Origin of the sequence: Paenibacillus sp. ACRSA, from assembly GCF_022346845.1 — a bacterium.
Classification (GTDB): Bacteria; Bacillota; Bacilli; order Paenibacillales; family Paenibacillaceae; genus Paenibacillus.
Map to the genome: position 1 here is coordinate 398,466 of NZ_JAKRNP010000001.1, position 15,403 is coordinate 413,868.

14 protein-coding genes are annotated in these 15,403 nt (G+C 45.1%); 8 read left to right on the forward strand and 6 right to left on the reverse strand.

The features are described 5' to 3' along the window. Positions 1–22: 22 nt before the first annotated feature. Complete coding sequence (locus tag MH215_RS01875) at positions 23–1,138, reverse strand: Gfo/Idh/MocA family protein (protein ID WP_239287337.1); 1,116 nt, start codon at positions 1,136–1,138, stop codon at positions 23–25. A gap of 169 nt (positions 1,139–1,307) precedes the next feature. On the opposite strand from MH215_RS01875, the gene MH215_RS01880 reads away from it, so the two are divergent. After that, a complete protein-coding gene (locus tag MH215_RS01880; RefSeq protein ID WP_056696458.1) occupies positions 1,308–2,126 on the forward strand; it encodes an AraC family transcriptional regulator in 819 nt (272 codons plus the stop codon). A 49-nt stretch (positions 2,127–2,175) separates the two neighbouring features. Here the strand turns inward: MH215_RS01880 and MH215_RS01885 are convergent, their stop codons facing one another. Both MH215_RS01885 and MH215_RS01890 read right to left on the reverse strand, forming a co-directional pair. Next, entirely contained in the window at positions 2,176–2,490 is a 315-nt protein-coding gene (locus MH215_RS01885; RefSeq protein WP_239287339.1) for a hypothetical protein, read from the reverse strand. A gap of 34 nt (positions 2,491–2,524) precedes the next feature. Beyond that, positions 2,525–3,463, reverse strand: coding sequence for a Gfo/Idh/MocA family protein (locus MH215_RS01890; RefSeq protein WP_239287341.1), 939 nt, complete (start codon positions 3,461–3,463; stop codon positions 2,525–2,527). 443 nt (positions 3,464–3,906) lie between these two features. Between MH215_RS01890 and MH215_RS01895 the strand changes: the two genes are divergently transcribed. Both MH215_RS01895 and msrA read left to right on the forward strand, forming a co-directional pair. After that, positions 3,907–4,518 carry a TVP38/TMEM64 family protein gene (locus tag MH215_RS01895; protein ID WP_239287343.1) on the forward strand — a complete coding sequence of 204 codons (612 nt, stop codon included), beginning with the start codon at positions 3,907–3,909 and terminating at the stop codon, positions 4,516–4,518. Positions 4,519–4,779: 261 nt separating this feature from the next. After that, positions 4,780–5,751, forward strand: a complete 972-nt coding sequence (gene msrA, locus MH215_RS01900) for a peptide-methionine (S)-S-oxide reductase MsrA (protein WP_239287345.1) — start codon at positions 4,780–4,782, stop codon at positions 5,749–5,751. 166 nt (positions 5,752–5,917) lie between these two features. Here the strand turns inward: msrA and MH215_RS01905 are convergent, their stop codons facing one another. Next, positions 5,918–6,721, reverse strand: a complete 804-nt coding sequence (locus MH215_RS01905) for a lipid II flippase Amj family protein (RefSeq protein ID WP_056696449.1) — start codon at positions 6,719–6,721, stop codon at positions 5,918–5,920. A 198-nt stretch (positions 6,722–6,919) separates the two neighbouring features. Here MH215_RS01905 and MH215_RS01910 point away from each other — a divergent pair, with 198 nt between their 5' ends. Then, positions 6,920–7,387: a DUF2188 domain-containing protein gene (locus MH215_RS01910; protein WP_239287347.1), complete on the forward strand. Its 468-nt coding sequence runs from the start codon at positions 6,920–6,922 to the stop codon at positions 7,385–7,387. 113 nt (positions 7,388–7,500) lie between these two features. Here the strand turns inward: MH215_RS01910 and MH215_RS01915 are convergent, their stop codons facing one another. Next, entirely contained in the window at positions 7,501–8,229 is a 729-nt protein-coding gene (locus MH215_RS01915) for a YitT family protein (protein WP_056696445.1), read from the reverse strand. An 863-nt stretch (positions 8,230–9,092) separates the two neighbouring features. Between MH215_RS01915 and MH215_RS01920 the strand changes: the two genes are divergently transcribed. The 4 genes from MH215_RS01920 (at position 9,093) to cysK (ending at position 12,607) form a co-directional block, all read left to right on the forward strand. After that, positions 9,093–10,130, forward strand: coding sequence for a nucleotide-binding protein (locus MH215_RS01920; RefSeq protein ID WP_056696443.1), 1,038 nt, complete (start codon positions 9,093–9,095; stop codon positions 10,128–10,130). Beyond that, on the forward strand, positions 10,127–10,360 hold the full coding sequence (locus MH215_RS01925; protein ID WP_056696440.1) for a hypothetical protein: 234 nt from the start codon (positions 10,127–10,129) through the stop codon (positions 10,358–10,360). The genes MH215_RS01920 and MH215_RS01925 overlap by 4 nt, the downstream gene beginning before the upstream one ends. Positions 10,361–10,938: 578 nt before the next feature. Further along, positions 10,939–11,322 carry a YhjD family protein gene (locus tag MH215_RS01930; RefSeq protein ID WP_239287349.1) on the forward strand — a complete coding sequence of 128 codons (384 nt, stop codon included), beginning with the start codon at positions 10,939–10,941 and terminating at the stop codon, positions 11,320–11,322. Positions 11,323–11,656: 334 nt separating this feature from the next. Further along, positions 11,657–12,607 carry a cysteine synthase A gene (gene cysK, locus MH215_RS01935; protein WP_239287351.1) on the forward strand — a complete coding sequence of 317 codons (951 nt, stop codon included), beginning with the start codon at positions 11,657–11,659 and terminating at the stop codon, positions 12,605–12,607. Between the two features lie 806 nt (positions 12,608–13,413). Here cysK and MH215_RS01940 read toward each other — a convergent pair. Then, on the reverse strand, positions 13,414–15,378 hold the full coding sequence (locus MH215_RS01940; protein WP_239287353.1) for an ATP-dependent DNA helicase: 1,965 nt from the start codon (positions 15,376–15,378) through the stop codon (positions 13,414–13,416). Positions 15,379–15,403 lie beyond the last annotated feature (25 nt).

The window sequence follows — 15,403 nt, forward strand, 5'->3', positions numbered from 1 at the left end:
TCCTGCTTCACCTCATCTGAAATCAATTAGTGGATGGTACAGTCTCCGTCTGATTGTGATCTGTCTTCGTTGCAGCATTGTATTCATAGTTGCTTTCAAGCAAAATGTGTTTGCCCTCAAGAGACGAGCGCTGGAATGCATGCATAGCTTCAAGTACATGGTACGCCAGTTTGCCACTTGCTTTGCTCTCACGTCCAGCACGAATGGATTCAACCATCTCGTTCACACCTATGCCACGCTCATTTTGACCACTTTCAAATTTCGGTGTAACCGTCTCCCAGGTATCCTGACCGTATTTGCGAAGCTTCACTTCTCCATTAAAATAGTTCGGGTCAGGTACACTGAGCGTGCCTTCTGTACCGTAAATTTCAATGCGTGGCAGATCTGAAGCGCCTCGAATATCGAAGCTTGTAATCATCGTTGCAATGGCACCGTCATTAAAATCAATGGTTCCCGCAAGATGCGTTGGTGTTTGTACTTGCAACGCCGTACCTTCCTTAGGACCAGAACCAATCGTACGATCTACAATCTGAATCCCTGCCGAAGAACTAATTCTACGAATAGATCCAAGCAATGTAACTAAGGCTGTGAGGTAATATGGTCCCATGTCAAACATAGGTCCGCCTCCATCCATATAGAAGAATTCTGGATTCGGATGCCATGCTTCTGGTCCACCACCCATGAAGAAGGAAGTAGCTGCGATTGGCTTACCAATCAGGCCATCTTCGATCGCTTGACGAGCCGTCTGGATACCTGAGCCGAGGAATGTATCCGGTGCCGAGCCAACATAGAGTCCTTTTTCTTCAGCCAGTTCAATGACTTTGCGACCATCTTCTATAGAAATAGCCAGCGGTTTCTCAGCATACACATGCTTACCTGCCTCAAGAGCAGCTATGTCCGTCATTGCATGACTTCCAGGAACAGTCAAGTTGATGACAAGCTCAATTTCCTTATTTTGCAGCAACTCATCTACATTGTAAACGTTTGCGATATTAAATTCATCTGCCCGCTCTTGTGCACGTTCAAGGATCAGATCCGCGACGGCTACAACCTCAATGACGGGACTGTTCTTCAGATTCTCCAGATAAATGGCGCTAATATTGCCGCACCCTATGATGCCTGCTTTCATTTTGTCCACGTTGACGTTCATCTCCTTACGTATCGTGAGAAGCTGTTTTTATTAAATTGTAATTACTATATCTTAAATCTAACACTATGGTATTCCTTTTTGGCTTCAATTAAAATGAATAATATGATCGAAACATGAACTATCTGATCATAATTTTTGATTTGCAAGGAGTATGCCTATGCCGACCGATCATTCCTGCCAGGTTCTCACGGCAGGCTTCTCATTTCACCGTAAACCATACGCTATGGTACAGCCCGATGGGGTCAAGAACTACTTGATGAGGCTTCAGACGGATGGACGTTGCAGGGCTCGTGTAGATGGTGCCATGTCACTAGTTGATGCGGGCGATCTGCTTGTTTTTAGCCCGGACGAACCTTATGAATTGAAAATAGACAATGAGCTTAATCCCATGGGAGAACGTCTCGTCGAGAGTGGAGATTATCATGTCTTCTTCAATGGCTCTTGGGTAGATGAATGGTGGAAACGACACAAACGACCAAACCGAATTAAAGTGGAACTTTCGGAGAGCCTGCTTACGCTGTTTCGCCAGCTCGTCTTAGAGCAACGCCGAATTTCCAACCCTTATCCCGAGATCGCAAGTTATTATATGCGTATCCTATGCCTCGAGAGCGATCGGCTATTATCTGAACATCCGACCATTACGAATACGAATTATGTAGCTTATGAGATTAAAAGTTATATTGAGGAGAATGCGTCCTCGTTGTTTAAGCTTGAAGATGTTGCTTCTTCTGTGGGGATCAGTGTTTCGCGGTGTGTTCATCTCTTTAAAGAGGCATTTGGCAAAAGCATTATGCAATATACGCTGGATGTGCGGCTGAACATGGCCAGGGAACGGATTATCTTCAGTCCGATGACCCTGGAACATGTGTCCGAGTCCTCCGGTTTTAACAATTATACGTATTTCCACCGTGTATTCCGCTCCCGTTTTGGCATGTCACCTAAAGAGTTCCGCATTATCCATCGGGAGCAGATGTAACAATCAAGGTGCTGAGTTTACGTACACTGCACGTTCAAGAAGTCTCAACTTACTTTCTTGAAGCAATAGCCTCTGATACGACCATAGCCAGATCATCGTTGCCAAACATCGATAGAACACCTAGCACGGTATCATCCGGAATATCACCGGCTTCCTCCTTGGATACAACCAGTTTTAGCACCTGCTGTAAACGCTCGTTGCTCTGCTGATCTGGGTAGGCTTGCCGGTACATCTCTTCCGGGTTCAACCCTTGATTGACACACCACTGGGCAAAAACCAGAATCATCATTTCTTCTTCCTGTTTATAACTTTCAATGACAGCTTCCTCAATCTGCTTGTTTCGTTCCTTATCATACTCGTCCATACGTTACTCCTCCTAATGTGTACGCTATACCAGATTACTTACGAATCAATTGTTCAGCGAGCTCATGACTCTCCATGACATGACTTGCACTGATTAGACAATCGTCAGGTGTTTCCATGGAAGCGAGGAAATGATCTACCGCCCCAGCAAAACCTCTTCGTGCCAAAATACCATCCCAGCTACCAAACACCTCTTGCTGTTCAAGTCCACCACGTTCTGCATATCTGGCAATTTCCATGTTAACGACTTCCACAGATCTCCCTCTGCCATGCAGCTCAATCTTCTCTAGATCTGCGCCAGCCTCGCGCACCATATCATATCTTCCGTAGGCTGTTCTTCCAAGCTTCACCGCGCCGGACGCATGCAGTAGCCTGTCTGTATCGGTTTTGCGAATCCAATGTTGGAGCAACTCCACATCTCCATCTGAATACCAATATAACAAATCAAGAATATGAATAAGATCATCATAAATGGTTTCCGCCGAGGGACGATCCTGAATGCCTGTCCGATGCTTCGTCACGGTTAAGGAATCATAGCCTCCACCTGCACGCATCCATTCTTTTGCTTTCTGATACATGGGAGCGAATCTGCGGTTAAAGCCTACACCTAGCAGCAAACCTTGTGCTTCTGCAAAAGCGGTCATCTCTTCAGATTCACGGAGCTTATACGACAGCGGTTTATCCACATAGACGGCAAGTCCCTGTTCCAAACATTGCATCACTATTTCAAAATGCGCTTCCGTTGCTGTATGTACAAATACGGCATCCAATTCCCAGGATAACAATTCCTTGATATCCGTTGTCCCATTACTTAATCTATAGGCTTGTTGCACGTTCTCCACTCGCTCTATGGAACGATTCATTACACCTGCAATCTCCACCTTCGAATGCGTGCTTAATAACGGTAAATATACTTTACTTGCAATTCCCCCGAGACCAATGATTCCAACACGGGTTCGCTTAGTTGTGTCCATGATAAGCATTCCACCTTCAACGAGAGTTCTTTATTTCCACGTCCTATAGTTTAACCCTTCAGAGGGCAACATGCCAGTAAGGTTCCTGAGCAGGTATCGGGGTCAGCTTCCAACTAACCGCTCAATGAACGAACATGGTACAATTAATCAATATGGTTCAGGCAAGTTACTTTTAATTAAAGAGGTTGTTCAAAAAGTCCGCTTTTGATTACGAAGGATGCGCGAGCGGCATCTCAGCATCGAATATGGGATTCAGCCGAAATAAGTGGATGCTTACGAAGCTTGTTTCCTTCAGAAACAATGTAGTTGCTCACGTAGTTTTGCCTACGCTCCGCTACTCCATTTCTATCTTCATCCCATCTTCTCGGTACTGAACACCCCCTTTTTGAACACGCACTTAAACTAGCTCAGGATGTTCTGATGCTGAAAGGAGCACTAAGATTTTGCGAAAATGGTTTTGGCTCCTGTTATATGTTTTGCTTGCCGGAGTCATGTTTATGTACAGATATGAACTGTTGGAATGGACGGATTCCCATCAATCCATCCCTATGCTTATTGTCATTGCGATGTTATTTGCCCTTGTCCCTGTTATTCCATATAAGTTTGTAATTGCTGCTCTGGGTTACAGTTATGGTACCACCATGGCTGCCTGGGTAAGCTGGTCAGGAACAACACTCGCAGCATTGCTAGTATATGCAGGTGCTCGATATGTATTTAGAGCTCAGGCTAGATCCTACTTAGATCGTATACGAGGACTTAACCGATTCACTTCTTGGATGGAAGCACATCCTTTTATGGGCGTTATGACTCTTCGATTGCTTCCCATCGTTCCTCAGACAGCTGTCAATATTTATGCAGGCATCACCTATACTCCCTTCTGGACGTTCATGATTGCTACGGCAATTGGCAAAATGCCCGCTATTTTTGTATTTGCATACGCCGGAGCCCAAGCAAGCGAGTCCATCTGGTTGAGTCTTCTCGTTCTTGGGGTTTATTTATTGTTCATGACGGTTATTTTACTCGTGTTTCGTTTTCGTTCTCGAAAAAAGGTCTGAGTGCCTGTTAGATGAGGATCGACTAAGGATTAGGTTAGGATCATAAGAATCTTGCTCTCTCTCCGACTTGGTTGGCTTGCCAATTCAGGATATAATAGAGGAGTAAACAAAATTCTTGTGTAATAAGTTTCAATAAAACGATAGATTGCTGGAGTAGTGATCGAAACGACGTGGCCTTTATCTTTGGACGAATGTGCAAACCGAAGGCACGACAATTCGACCACGAGCCTAGATCTTCATCAGAAATGGAGTGACTATAGTATGGAACAACACACAAGTGAAAAAGCAACTTTTGCAGGTGGGTGCTTCTGGTGTATGGTATCCCCCTTTGAGGAATTGCCTGGTATTCATGGAATTGTATCAGGCTATACAGGTGGACATACCGAGAACCCAACTTATGAAGAAGTATGCTCCGAAACAACTGGGCACGTAGAGGCGGTTCAAATTACGTTTGACCCATCGATTTTCCCTTACGAAAAACTTGTTGAACTATTCTGGCAGCAGATTGATCCTACGGATGCAGGCGGACAATTTCATGACCGTGGATCATCTTACCAAACCGCGATCTTCTATCACACAGAGGAACAGCGTGAGATTGCGGAAGCATCTAAAGCAGCATTAGAACAGAGCGGACGGTTCGATAAACCGATCTTTACTCCTATTTTGCCAGCAAAAACGTTCTATGAGGCTGAGGAGCATCACCAAAATTACCATCGGAAGAACCCTGCCCACTACAAGCGGTATAGCAAAGGTTCTGGTCGTCAAGACTTTATCGAGCATAACTGGTCGACTAATGTGGACAAAAATAGCCTCAAAGAGCGCCTGACCTCTCTGCAATTCGAGGTTACGCAGAACAATGCAACAGAGCCTGCTTTCCATAACGAATTCTGGGATCACCATGGAGACGGCATTTATGTCGATATCGTTTCTGGGGAGCCACTCTTCAGTTCTACAGACAAATACGATTCCGGTTGCGGCTGGCCAAGCTTCACACGCCCTCTGCGCGACTACAATGTGAAGGAAAAAACCGATCTTAGTCATTTCATGATTCGTACTGAGGTGAGAAGTCGGGAAGGCGATTCCCATCTGGGTCACCTGTTCAACGACGGCCCTGCGGAAGCTGGAGGTATGCGGTATTGCATTAACTCGGCTGCCCTGCGTTTTGTACCCAAAGAAGATCTTCAGAAGGAAGGCTACGGCGAGTATGCCGTACTTTTTAACGAAGCACGTTAAATGTAGGACGCACGCACTGAAATGAAATATGAATGATACACAGAAAAGCAACGGCGAGTATGCCGTTGCTTTTTATTATGGCTATAGCCATAAAACTTTTTGGATTGATTCAGAACTATACATATCGGCGCCTCAAATACGTTGTACCCCTCAAAATCAGGGGAGATTAGTGTATTAAACCTACGATCCAGCCGATCCAATATGCAAAAGGTATCAACAGCAGTTGTGCAAGCAACGTACCGAACAAACGGGATACGAGCATACAGCCATAGATTTGGTTCATGCGATCCAACCGAATCTCGCCGCGTAATGACTTGTCACTAAGAAGAGAAATGCGTGGATCAATCAGGATGGTGAGCAAAATGGTTGCAATACCATTGATTAATCCTGTGGATTGGGAAGCAGCAATGGCCTGACTAGGATACAGGTATGCCGCATACAAACTTGAAAGTACACCCGTTGTATAGATTGCCGTCACGGCAATGTTCAACATCATCAGACGTCTAGGCATGCCGTGTTGGACTAATCGCTTCGCCATCACCCAGGACGGTGGAGTAATATAATACATCGCATTCTTCATCTTGCTACGCTTCAGCATGCCGCGAACCATCGTTGGAATAGAGCCTGCTGCTTCGAAGTGTACGACCATTCGGGAAGACAGCTTCACCATCGTTGGAAAACAAAGAATAGCGAGTGCTGTTCCAATCGTTGCCGCCCCCATTAACCAATGAAGCTGTGTTGCAAAATTCGTTGTTCCCCCATTGGAAGCTGTATCTACCAGATTTCCGACCATCGGCCCTTGAGCCATATTGGACGTGCGTGATACTAACAATAAAATCCCAGATAACGATATTGCTAATGCAATTCTACGAGTACGAAGTCCACCAAGACGCAGAGCATAGGATAAACTATCCGCTGCATGAATTAACATGGTAAATACCATTGGAATGGCTAAGCTTAGACTGAACATATGTAAATCTCCTTTATTTCCACTCATTAGTCCATTAATACCTGAACAGCATTATACCCCTCGTTCCCTCAAAAGTATAGGAGCCTCCTCTATGCAGATCAGCTTAGTCCCTTTTTCTTCAAACAAAATCCTTTCGTTTATCCCTTCCTGGAGAGGGTAATATACAACTAATCCAATATTGCACAGGAGGGAATTCATATGCCTTGGAACAAACATGATTATCCTGTCTCAATGAAAAATCTAGAGCCACGTATCCGACATAAGGCCATTGAGATCGCTAATGCTCTACTGGAGGATGGTTATGAGGAAGGACGAGCTATTCCTATCGCTACAGCTAAAGCTGAAGAGTGGGGCGAGAATCATCCTGAATCCCCACATTCTAATCCCGACTCCTCCTCCCCTAAAAAATCTGACAATCGCCATTCATACTCTGCGGAGCGTCGTCATTCTGAACCTGTAGCCTCTTCGAAGAGTCATGATAACATTCATGTTGTGCCTACAGATTCTGGCTGGGCTATTAAGGAGGAAGGAAAATCGTCCTATCAGTCCACATTCGATACAAAAGCAGAGGCCGTGGACGCAGCCAAAGCACTCAGCCATAAACAGAACATTCGAGCCATTATCCATAATCAGGATGGACAGATAGCTTCATCGATTAAATCCTAACATGTTCTTAAAAACAAAATCCCATTTGCCTCTGATTTTGCAGGCAAATGGGATTTTGTTCATTCAAATATCTTGTTGTACCGTTCATCCATCTATGGTTCTGAAACGTATGGTTAATGTGTTACCCCTCTTGCTACCGAAGTGCGCTGCGAAGCAACGTTCACAGCCTTGGTCGCTACCGATGGGATCGGCAATTTAACAGCAGAAGTTGTAACAACCGTTCCGCGTGCTGGGATACTCACGACGTACGTAATGACTTTACTCGCAATCCATACGGCCAGAATCGTATATAAAGTTTCTTTTACCGGAAGAAAGAAAAGCGACAATCCTAATACAAATGCATCACTGACGAAGAAAACTGTTCCCAGTTTCCATCCCTTCCAGCGGCTAACCAGTACCGCCAGAATATCGTCTCCACCTGTCGCTCCGCCAAATCGAAGCACAATCCCTGCCCCTACCCCTGTCAACACACCGGATAGAACTGCAGGAATCCACAGGTTCCCATTAAACGACATCACTAGTGTAGAATATCGTTCAAAGCCATCATAGAATAGGGAGAATGCACCTACACCAAGTAGCGCCTGAATCATGAATCTCCAACCCTTAAGGTACCAGGCTAGAATCATGACAGGAATGTCCAGCAGCAGCATGCCAATTGCCGGAGATAAACCTGTTGCGTATTTCCCTAACAGGGCCAGACCGACAAATCCGCCCTCCGATAAATGATTCTGAAAATTAATGTGATAGTAGGCAAACGCCAAAATAAATGTACCGAGCAGCATAATCGCGAGCTTGCCCGCTTCTGTCTTCACTTGTTGCATTGTTAACGATGTTCTCTTCATACAGGTTCCCTCGCAGTTTGTAGGTTGGTTTTTTAGACCGACCGTACCCTGCAAAAGGCAAGCCTGGAAGAAATCATCGTATATGTCCTTCGAATCTTCATTTCCAATCCCCTCTTTCGCAGAGTCAGCCGTTTTTTTTCTACGGTTGGTTTACTCTACAAGGGGCGCTATGTGTATGAGAGATCGTAACGTTTCCAGATCGTCCTTGGGGAGATTGTCCTTCGGGAACTCATGGTATCCTGATCCTTTCTATCTTTTGTTGGTTAGCTGTGCCTGGTTAAACCGAATAGTACCCATACACGAAAAACTACGCTGGCAGAACAATCTTCCGATCGCTGTTATCCCCCAGATTTCTTTGATCCCTTCTCTAAAGGGAGAAATCTTGGTGATAAACGCGAGCACTGCGTTTCTCCAGATTTTTTCTGCCTTCTCCGTTTAACGTGTATTGCATTCTCCAGTCTAAACACCAAAGCTAACTTGCTCGTTCTTCTATTATATAACACCGACGGGAGTGGGTCTAAACAACCGACCCAGCAAAAACGTGCATAAAGCAGGCTCTGTCCTTGATTAACCGTCAAACAGCCACACCAGTACTAGGTTATCTTACTAATCGTGCAACCTGCTCCTTCATTCTATGACCGATGGCCTCAAATATAACTATCCAGTCACCCATCTGTGACAATTTGGGGCTTTTTTTTATCTTTTCGAGAAAAGTAAAGGAATCAATCACTCGTCATACATACACTGTAGCAAATGTATTTTTAATGATTTGGCAAAAGGTGCAGACGTTTTCCAGACTTACTCTGCTTTTTATGGTATAATATAACAATTGAATCCCACTACCGTTTAAGCGAGGCGGATTGATGAAAACGTTAAAGCCAAGAGTGTTTATTGGCTGCTCGCTGGAAGCGAAGCCGATTGCAGCAGCAGTACACGAAAACTTGCGTTTCTCGGCCGAGGTTACCCCTTGGTACTCTGGGGTTTTTAATCCAAGCAGTTATACAATGGATGATTTGGAAGCAGAAGTACGTACAACCGATTTTGCCATTTTTATCTTCCATCCAGATGATATATCCAAAATCCGCGGAAAGTACTACGCCTCGGTTCGTGATAATACAATGCTGGAAATGGGTTTGTTTATGGGACGTCTGGGACGAAAACGTATTTTTTTCATTCTTCCTGAGGATATTACAGATATCAAGGACGCTGCAAAAGTCGAAGGATTACGTATGCCTACAGATCTACTGGGGTTAAATCCATTGGTATATGAAATTCGATCAGATGGAAAATGGGCTCCCGCCGTCTCGGTCGCTTGTTCCAAAATTGCGGACAGCATTGAAGAACAGGGACGCTGGAGCGATCCTGAGATGGAGCGAATTATTGAGAAACACAAACTAACCGAAGGAGAGGCTCGGGTGCAGCTGCTCAAGCTGCTGCGATTCTTTAGGGAATTGCTGCGCACCCGCAGAGCAGATGACAAGATGCTGGAGCGAATGAGCGACGCATTGCGAACTGCCTTTGTATCTCAATCTCCATTCGCTGTTAGAGGTACAGCCATCTACCGTACAGATGACCGTGGTTATATAGAGCAATTATGTGGTAATGTTGGGGAACCGGGAAGAAAATATGACTTATCTGCTAATGATGACAAACAACCTGATGATCCAAAACGAATACTAGTCATTGATTCTTACCGCGAAAATAAAATCAAAATCAATCTATACGACGATTACCTTGAGAAAGAATATCTGCTATGCTATCCTGTAGCCAAGAGGTATGTCATTACGGTGCATATCATTGGCCATATTGAAGCGGATGAGGCGGTATTCCAGCAGATTGACCTTCAAAACCGTCAACTGTTCAACGCCATCAACGATTTGTTAGGAGGCGACCCGGAATGAGACCGGAAATGAAAAAAATAAGCAAGCGCTGGGGCAGCGAGAAAAAGGTACGCCTCAGTTCTGCGCCTGAATCATCACGACCGGTTCCGGAACCTAAGGAAGAGGAACGTTTCCACAAACCGGCCGTGCCACTCATTACAATTGGTCCTTCTCTGAAGGGTAAAGAACGACCTTATAAGGTCATTTTGGAAAAAGAAGCTCTTTACGAGAAACCACAATATCTTGCTTAAACTCTCGCTTGTAGCATTGTATTCAAGTCCGAACATATCATTTGACTGCCGCTGAATCGGCAGTATTTCACAGGCTCTGCCGCCCAAGGCAGAGCTTTTTTATTGCTTACTACCTACGACTTCAGAAGCTTAACAAAATCTCACCTTATCTGGGATTCCTCCGCATCATCCTTGTTTATTTCGAAGTATTGATTTGTTTCTAATGTTCCTATTGTCATTTCTATATCGCAATATCATTTCATATATTACTGATTTCACTTTATAATCTACTCCATCAATTTAAAAAAACTTACTTCGTTAAACATCATCAGGCTCAGTTACTCATGCCCTTATGTTTCCTTCTGCACGCCAAAATTATACCTTATTTTGGAGTGAGCCTGTCCCTTCTCTCATCTCCGAATCACCTTCTAATGGACTCTTGCACATTTAGTCAGATCTCAACAGCTATCCATCGTGTCTGCCTGCTTCCAATAATTCTCTGTTGTAATACGTATCTATATTGCATATATTGATTATAATATAAGAACATACGTTCTGTAAATAAAAAAATTCCAATTATAGGATAAGGAAGTGAACTTATGTCATCCTCTCCTTCCGCCCCATCCCCTGCGGATGAGGACCACCGCCTAATTAAAGGTCTCGTTGTTCGCACATTGCTTCTTGATGTACTTGAACGGGATATTCACACACTAGATACGTTACTGCTGAAGATGCCCGAGGTATACATCCTCTCGTTAACGAACATTCAGAATAATGTACTTCAAGAAATGCTGCACCTTCGTCAACAGATGAGAACACGCGGAGTGAAAGTGCTGGAGGAAAAAAGGCAAGCTGAGGGGATCGAAACTGTGTACCTATGTAGAGGATACTGGCAACGGTTCTATATGTTATGGACATTTGCACGCAATGAAGTGAAAAAAGAGCTTAGTCGCCATCTACAAACGGATCTAACGCAATCTTGATGAATACATACAGAGGGTAGATTCTCTGGACATTTTAATAACAGGGGATCTGCCCACCTGTTCTTCTTTTCCCTTTACACGTACCGCTTATACGCTTCTCCCCCTCCTGAGGCTTCAGCTCGACTTAACTAGTTTAACCAAATAGGTTGACCTCTCAAGGTTGCTTTCATTAAGATGGAAATAGAACATATCCAACCATTCCAATAAGACATGAATTCAAATCGTTTGTGTACAAAACAACAAACCCAGCAGCTTATTGGCGGACAGACTTAACTAGTGGAATGACATTTATTTCTCGACATATCCTAACGTTATCAATCAAGGAGTTGTACTTATGGATTCAAACTCTATACAACCATCAAAACAATATACAGGAATTGCCGCCGATGTCACCGAGCTCATCGGTAACACCCCTGCTGTCAAGCTGAGCCGGCTCACGGGCAGCGATTCTGCCGAGGTGTACGTTAAACTGGAGTATTTTAATCCAAGTGGAAGTGTTAAAGATCGTGCGGCCTACAACCTGATTTACCAGGCTGAACAAGCCGGGCTGTTGCTTCCTGGAGCAACCATCATTGAACCAACCAGCGGCAATACGGGGATTGGCCTTGCAATGAATGCGGCAGCCAAAGGCTACAAAGCCATTCTGATCATGCCTGATAATATGTCGAAGGAACGTATTAACATCCTTAAGGCATATGGCGCAGAAGTCGTGCTTACTCCAGCTGCCGAGCGGATGCCTGGTGCTATTCGCAAAGCGAAAGAGATCCATGCCAGCTTGCCCGGAAGCTTCATTCCACAACAATTCGAGAATCAGGCAAACCCTGATATTCATCGCATCACCACCGCTCCTGAGATTATAGAGCAAATGGACGGGCAGTTGGATGCATTCATCGCGACGGCTGGAACAGGTGGTACAATTACAGGCACTGGAGAAGAATTACGTAAACAATTGCCTGGCATCCGCATCTATGCAGTGGAGCCCAAAGGTTCACCCGTGCTGTCCGGCGGCGAGCCTGGACCGCACAAGCTTGTCGGTACAAGTCCGGGGTTCATTCCGGATATTCTCAATACCGACATATGGGATGCCATCATCCAAGTGTCCGATGAGGACGCACTGGATACGATGCGGCAGCTTGCTGCCCGTGAAGGGCTACTGCTTGGCCCTTCATCTGGGGCTTCGGTGTGGGCTGCCCTTCGCATCGCGAAGGAATTGGGGCAAGGACACCGGGTGCTCTGCATTGCGCCGGATACCGGGGAACGGTATTTGAGCATGGGTATTTTTTAACACATCAACAATCTGTACACATAGCAAAAAAACGCGAATTGACGTACTTTCACAGAAAGGAGACAGACTGTGTTGGAATGCACCCCTAAGAATGGTTATTGAGAAAACCTCTGATTTTAGCAGGGTTTAATCAATGAACGTCTAGAGGGTGCATTTTTTATGGTGATAACTGAATTTTCAGAGTGGACGCAGATTGGTGGAAGACGTAGAATGACATATAATTCTGAAAGATTACCAATTCTATTTTCTTCAAAAAGGCTAGTTACGTCATGTCATGGCAAAGAGCATAATATGTGTGACCGAGAAGCCCTATGTTGTTGGTACTTTCGCTCCCCACTCTAAAGCTGATCCCCTAGTAACCTTGGTTATGTTCACTGGTCTAACGAACCTGATACACGTTATTGGCTACAATTGGTGGAGGTTTGATTTTTAACGAATCACAGTGTCGTTATTTTATGAAATGCAGTCGATTTACAGGTTCTAAAGCTATTTGGGAGCAAGATAGCGTGAATGAGATTCGTTAAATTTCACATCTCTTCAATATGATCTCAATAAGGTGCGGTGGATTCGTTAGACTTGTAGCCAGAGCTGAAGGAACGAGGACGCTAAGCAAGGTACTTCTTTGGCTTTTCCTGAAAGATTAGAAGAAACATTGAAGCTTCCAGAAACAAATAAAAAAAGTCCTTGCTCTCACACGGATTGTAAACCCGCAGAGAACAAGAACTGAAACTGCTAAGAAACCTATCTGTAAGTGTAACAACCTAATCTCAATTACGCTTCATTTAATCACATTTAACAGCCGTTATTTAATGGGTCAGAGTTGTCCATTCCACACCTTCAGGAAGCAGAGCTGCAATGCGGTCTTTGGCTTCCTTTTTGGTATACAGTGATTCATCAAGGATCGCCGCCGAACCAGAGTCACTGCTCGTCCGAATCAAACGTCCGAGACCTTGCTTCACACGAAGCAACATATACGGAAGATCGATCTCTTCATAAGGGGAAGAGGATGCATTCCGCTTGGCATTGAACACAGGATCCTGCGGTGGATATGGAAGCGACCAGATCATCACGTTGGACAACGACGGCCCAGGCACATCCAAGCCTTCCCAGAGGTTAACCGAACAAAGTACACTTTCCTCATCTTGCTGGAATGCTGCGATTAAATCGCTAATCTCCCGGTCTCCCTCATACATGAACCGCAATCCTTGTGCCTCCGGAACATGAACGATATCTTGCTTAAACGTTCGCAGCTCTTCCATCGTCCGGAATAGAATGAGTGCACGTCCCCCGCTTGCTTGGAGCAAGGATACTGCGTCACGCAAACGATTTTCATTTTCGGGGTGACCTGATGTTGCTTCATCCGTAATCTTCATCTGCATTTTATCTGCATAATCATATGGAGAAGCTACCGAGAATGACACAAAATCATCGATACCCAGACTGTCCGCCACATAACGGAATGAATTGTCCACGGATAATGTTGCTGAAGAAAACACAATCGGGATACCCGTATTAAACACACGCTCATTCAGAATTTCCTTGACGGTACGTGGCATAATGGACAATGTCGTCTCATCCTCATTCTCTTCCGCCCAGCAGATGTAGCCATCTTCCTTACGGAATAGAGATAACGCCGTCTGAATCATATCCAGATGTTCTTCCACGACACGCATCTGATAACCATCCAGCGAGAACAATCCGCTCTCAAATACCAGTTCCTCGCCAATCGCATCCAGCACATTGGTCAGTCGTTCAATCTCACGCAGCAATGGCGGTTCTACCCGAACTTCCTTCCGTTCCGACCCGGGAATCGCCACCGTATACGTATCCAGCAGTCTGAACAATCGCTCACTGCTCTCAATCGCCTCATCCACTCGCTCCGCAAGGGATTCACGAATCTCACCTTCCAGCAAGCGAGTAACCAACTCTTCAAAGATGCGATGTTTCAATTTGTAGCTCAGTGCGTTCAGAGCCGCTTCTTCCAGCAGATGCCCTTCATCAAATACTACCGAGCTATGATCCGGTAGCAGTGGCAATTGTCCTTCACGCTTGCGCGCTTCATAGGTCCACACATGCTCCATGTAATAATCATGGGAACAGATAATGATGTCTTTGGAACGACGGTAATGATCACGAGATAATGTCAGGCCGCAACGTTGTCTTTTTGGACATACAAAACAATCCTGGAACGGATCCCAGTTGATTTTGTTCCACTGACGATCATTCAGATGTGGATATTGCTTCCGATCCCCATACGGATGGAATGCTTGAAGTGTCCCGGGAGAATTCACAAAGTCCGGTAGACTCTCGTGCACTTCTTCGATCACCTGCGCATCTTCATCCGCGAATCGTACCGCACTTAATTTGTTCAAACATACATATTGATCAGGGGATTTACCTAGACGTGCATCCACTTGCAGATCCAAGTGTTCTGCGAGCTTCGCAATATCTCCACCTGGTTTCACGAGTTGTTCAATCAAGGACTCATCGGCACAAGCAATCACCGCTGGTTTCCCCGTATAACGTGCATAACAGACCGCATAGAGCAGATAGACCAACGTCTTCCCTGTTCCAACACCGGCCTCTGCCATAATTGTCTTTTTATCTCCATAGGCCCGTTCGAGCTGGTACGCCATAAAAATCTGTTCATCCCGCACCTCGAAACCGGACTCAGGCAAAATATCATAGAAAACATCGGCAACCCATTCTCCCAGCCGGGATACAAAAGGTTCTGCCGGATCATACGCAAAAGGATAACGTTGTGTAGACAATCCTAGGTCAGCCTCCATTCTTATA

Bases quoted from the DNA above. Each gene is read 5' to 3' on its own strand.
- MH215_RS01880 (WP_056696458.1), top strand. From the start codon at position 1,308: ATGCCGACCGATCATTCCTGCCAGGTTCTCACGGCAGGCTTCTCATTT.
- MH215_RS01885 (WP_239287339.1), bottom strand. From the start codon at position 2,490: ATGGACGAGTATGATAAGGAACGAAACAAGCAGATTGAGGAAGCTGTC.
- MH215_RS01890 (WP_239287341.1), bottom strand. From the start codon at position 3,463: ATGGACACAACTAAGCGAACCCGTGTTGGAATCATTGGTCTCGGGGGA.
- msrA (WP_239287345.1), top strand. From the start codon at position 4,780: ATGGAACAACACACAAGTGAAAAAGCAACTTTTGCAGGTGGGTGCTTC.
- MH215_RS01905 (WP_056696449.1), bottom strand. From the start codon at position 6,721: ATGTTCAGTCTAAGCTTAGCCATTCCAATGGTATTTACCATGTTAATT.
- MH215_RS01910 (WP_239287347.1), top strand. From the start codon at position 6,920: ATGCCTTGGAACAAACATGATTATCCTGTCTCAATGAAAAATCTAGAG.
- MH215_RS01915 (WP_056696445.1), bottom strand. From the start codon at position 8,229: ATGAAGAGAACATCGTTAACAATGCAACAAGTGAAGACAGAAGCGGGC.
- MH215_RS01920 (WP_056696443.1), top strand. From the start codon at position 9,093: ATGAAAACGTTAAAGCCAAGAGTGTTTATTGGCTGCTCGCTGGAAGCG.
- MH215_RS01925 (WP_056696440.1), top strand. From the start codon at position 10,127: ATGAGACCGGAAATGAAAAAAATAAGCAAGCGCTGGGGCAGCGAGAAA.
- MH215_RS01930 (WP_239287349.1), top strand. From the start codon at position 10,939: ATGTCATCCTCTCCTTCCGCCCCATCCCCTGCGGATGAGGACCACCGC.
- cysK (WP_239287351.1), top strand. From the start codon at position 11,657: ATGGATTCAAACTCTATACAACCATCAAAACAATATACAGGAATTGCC.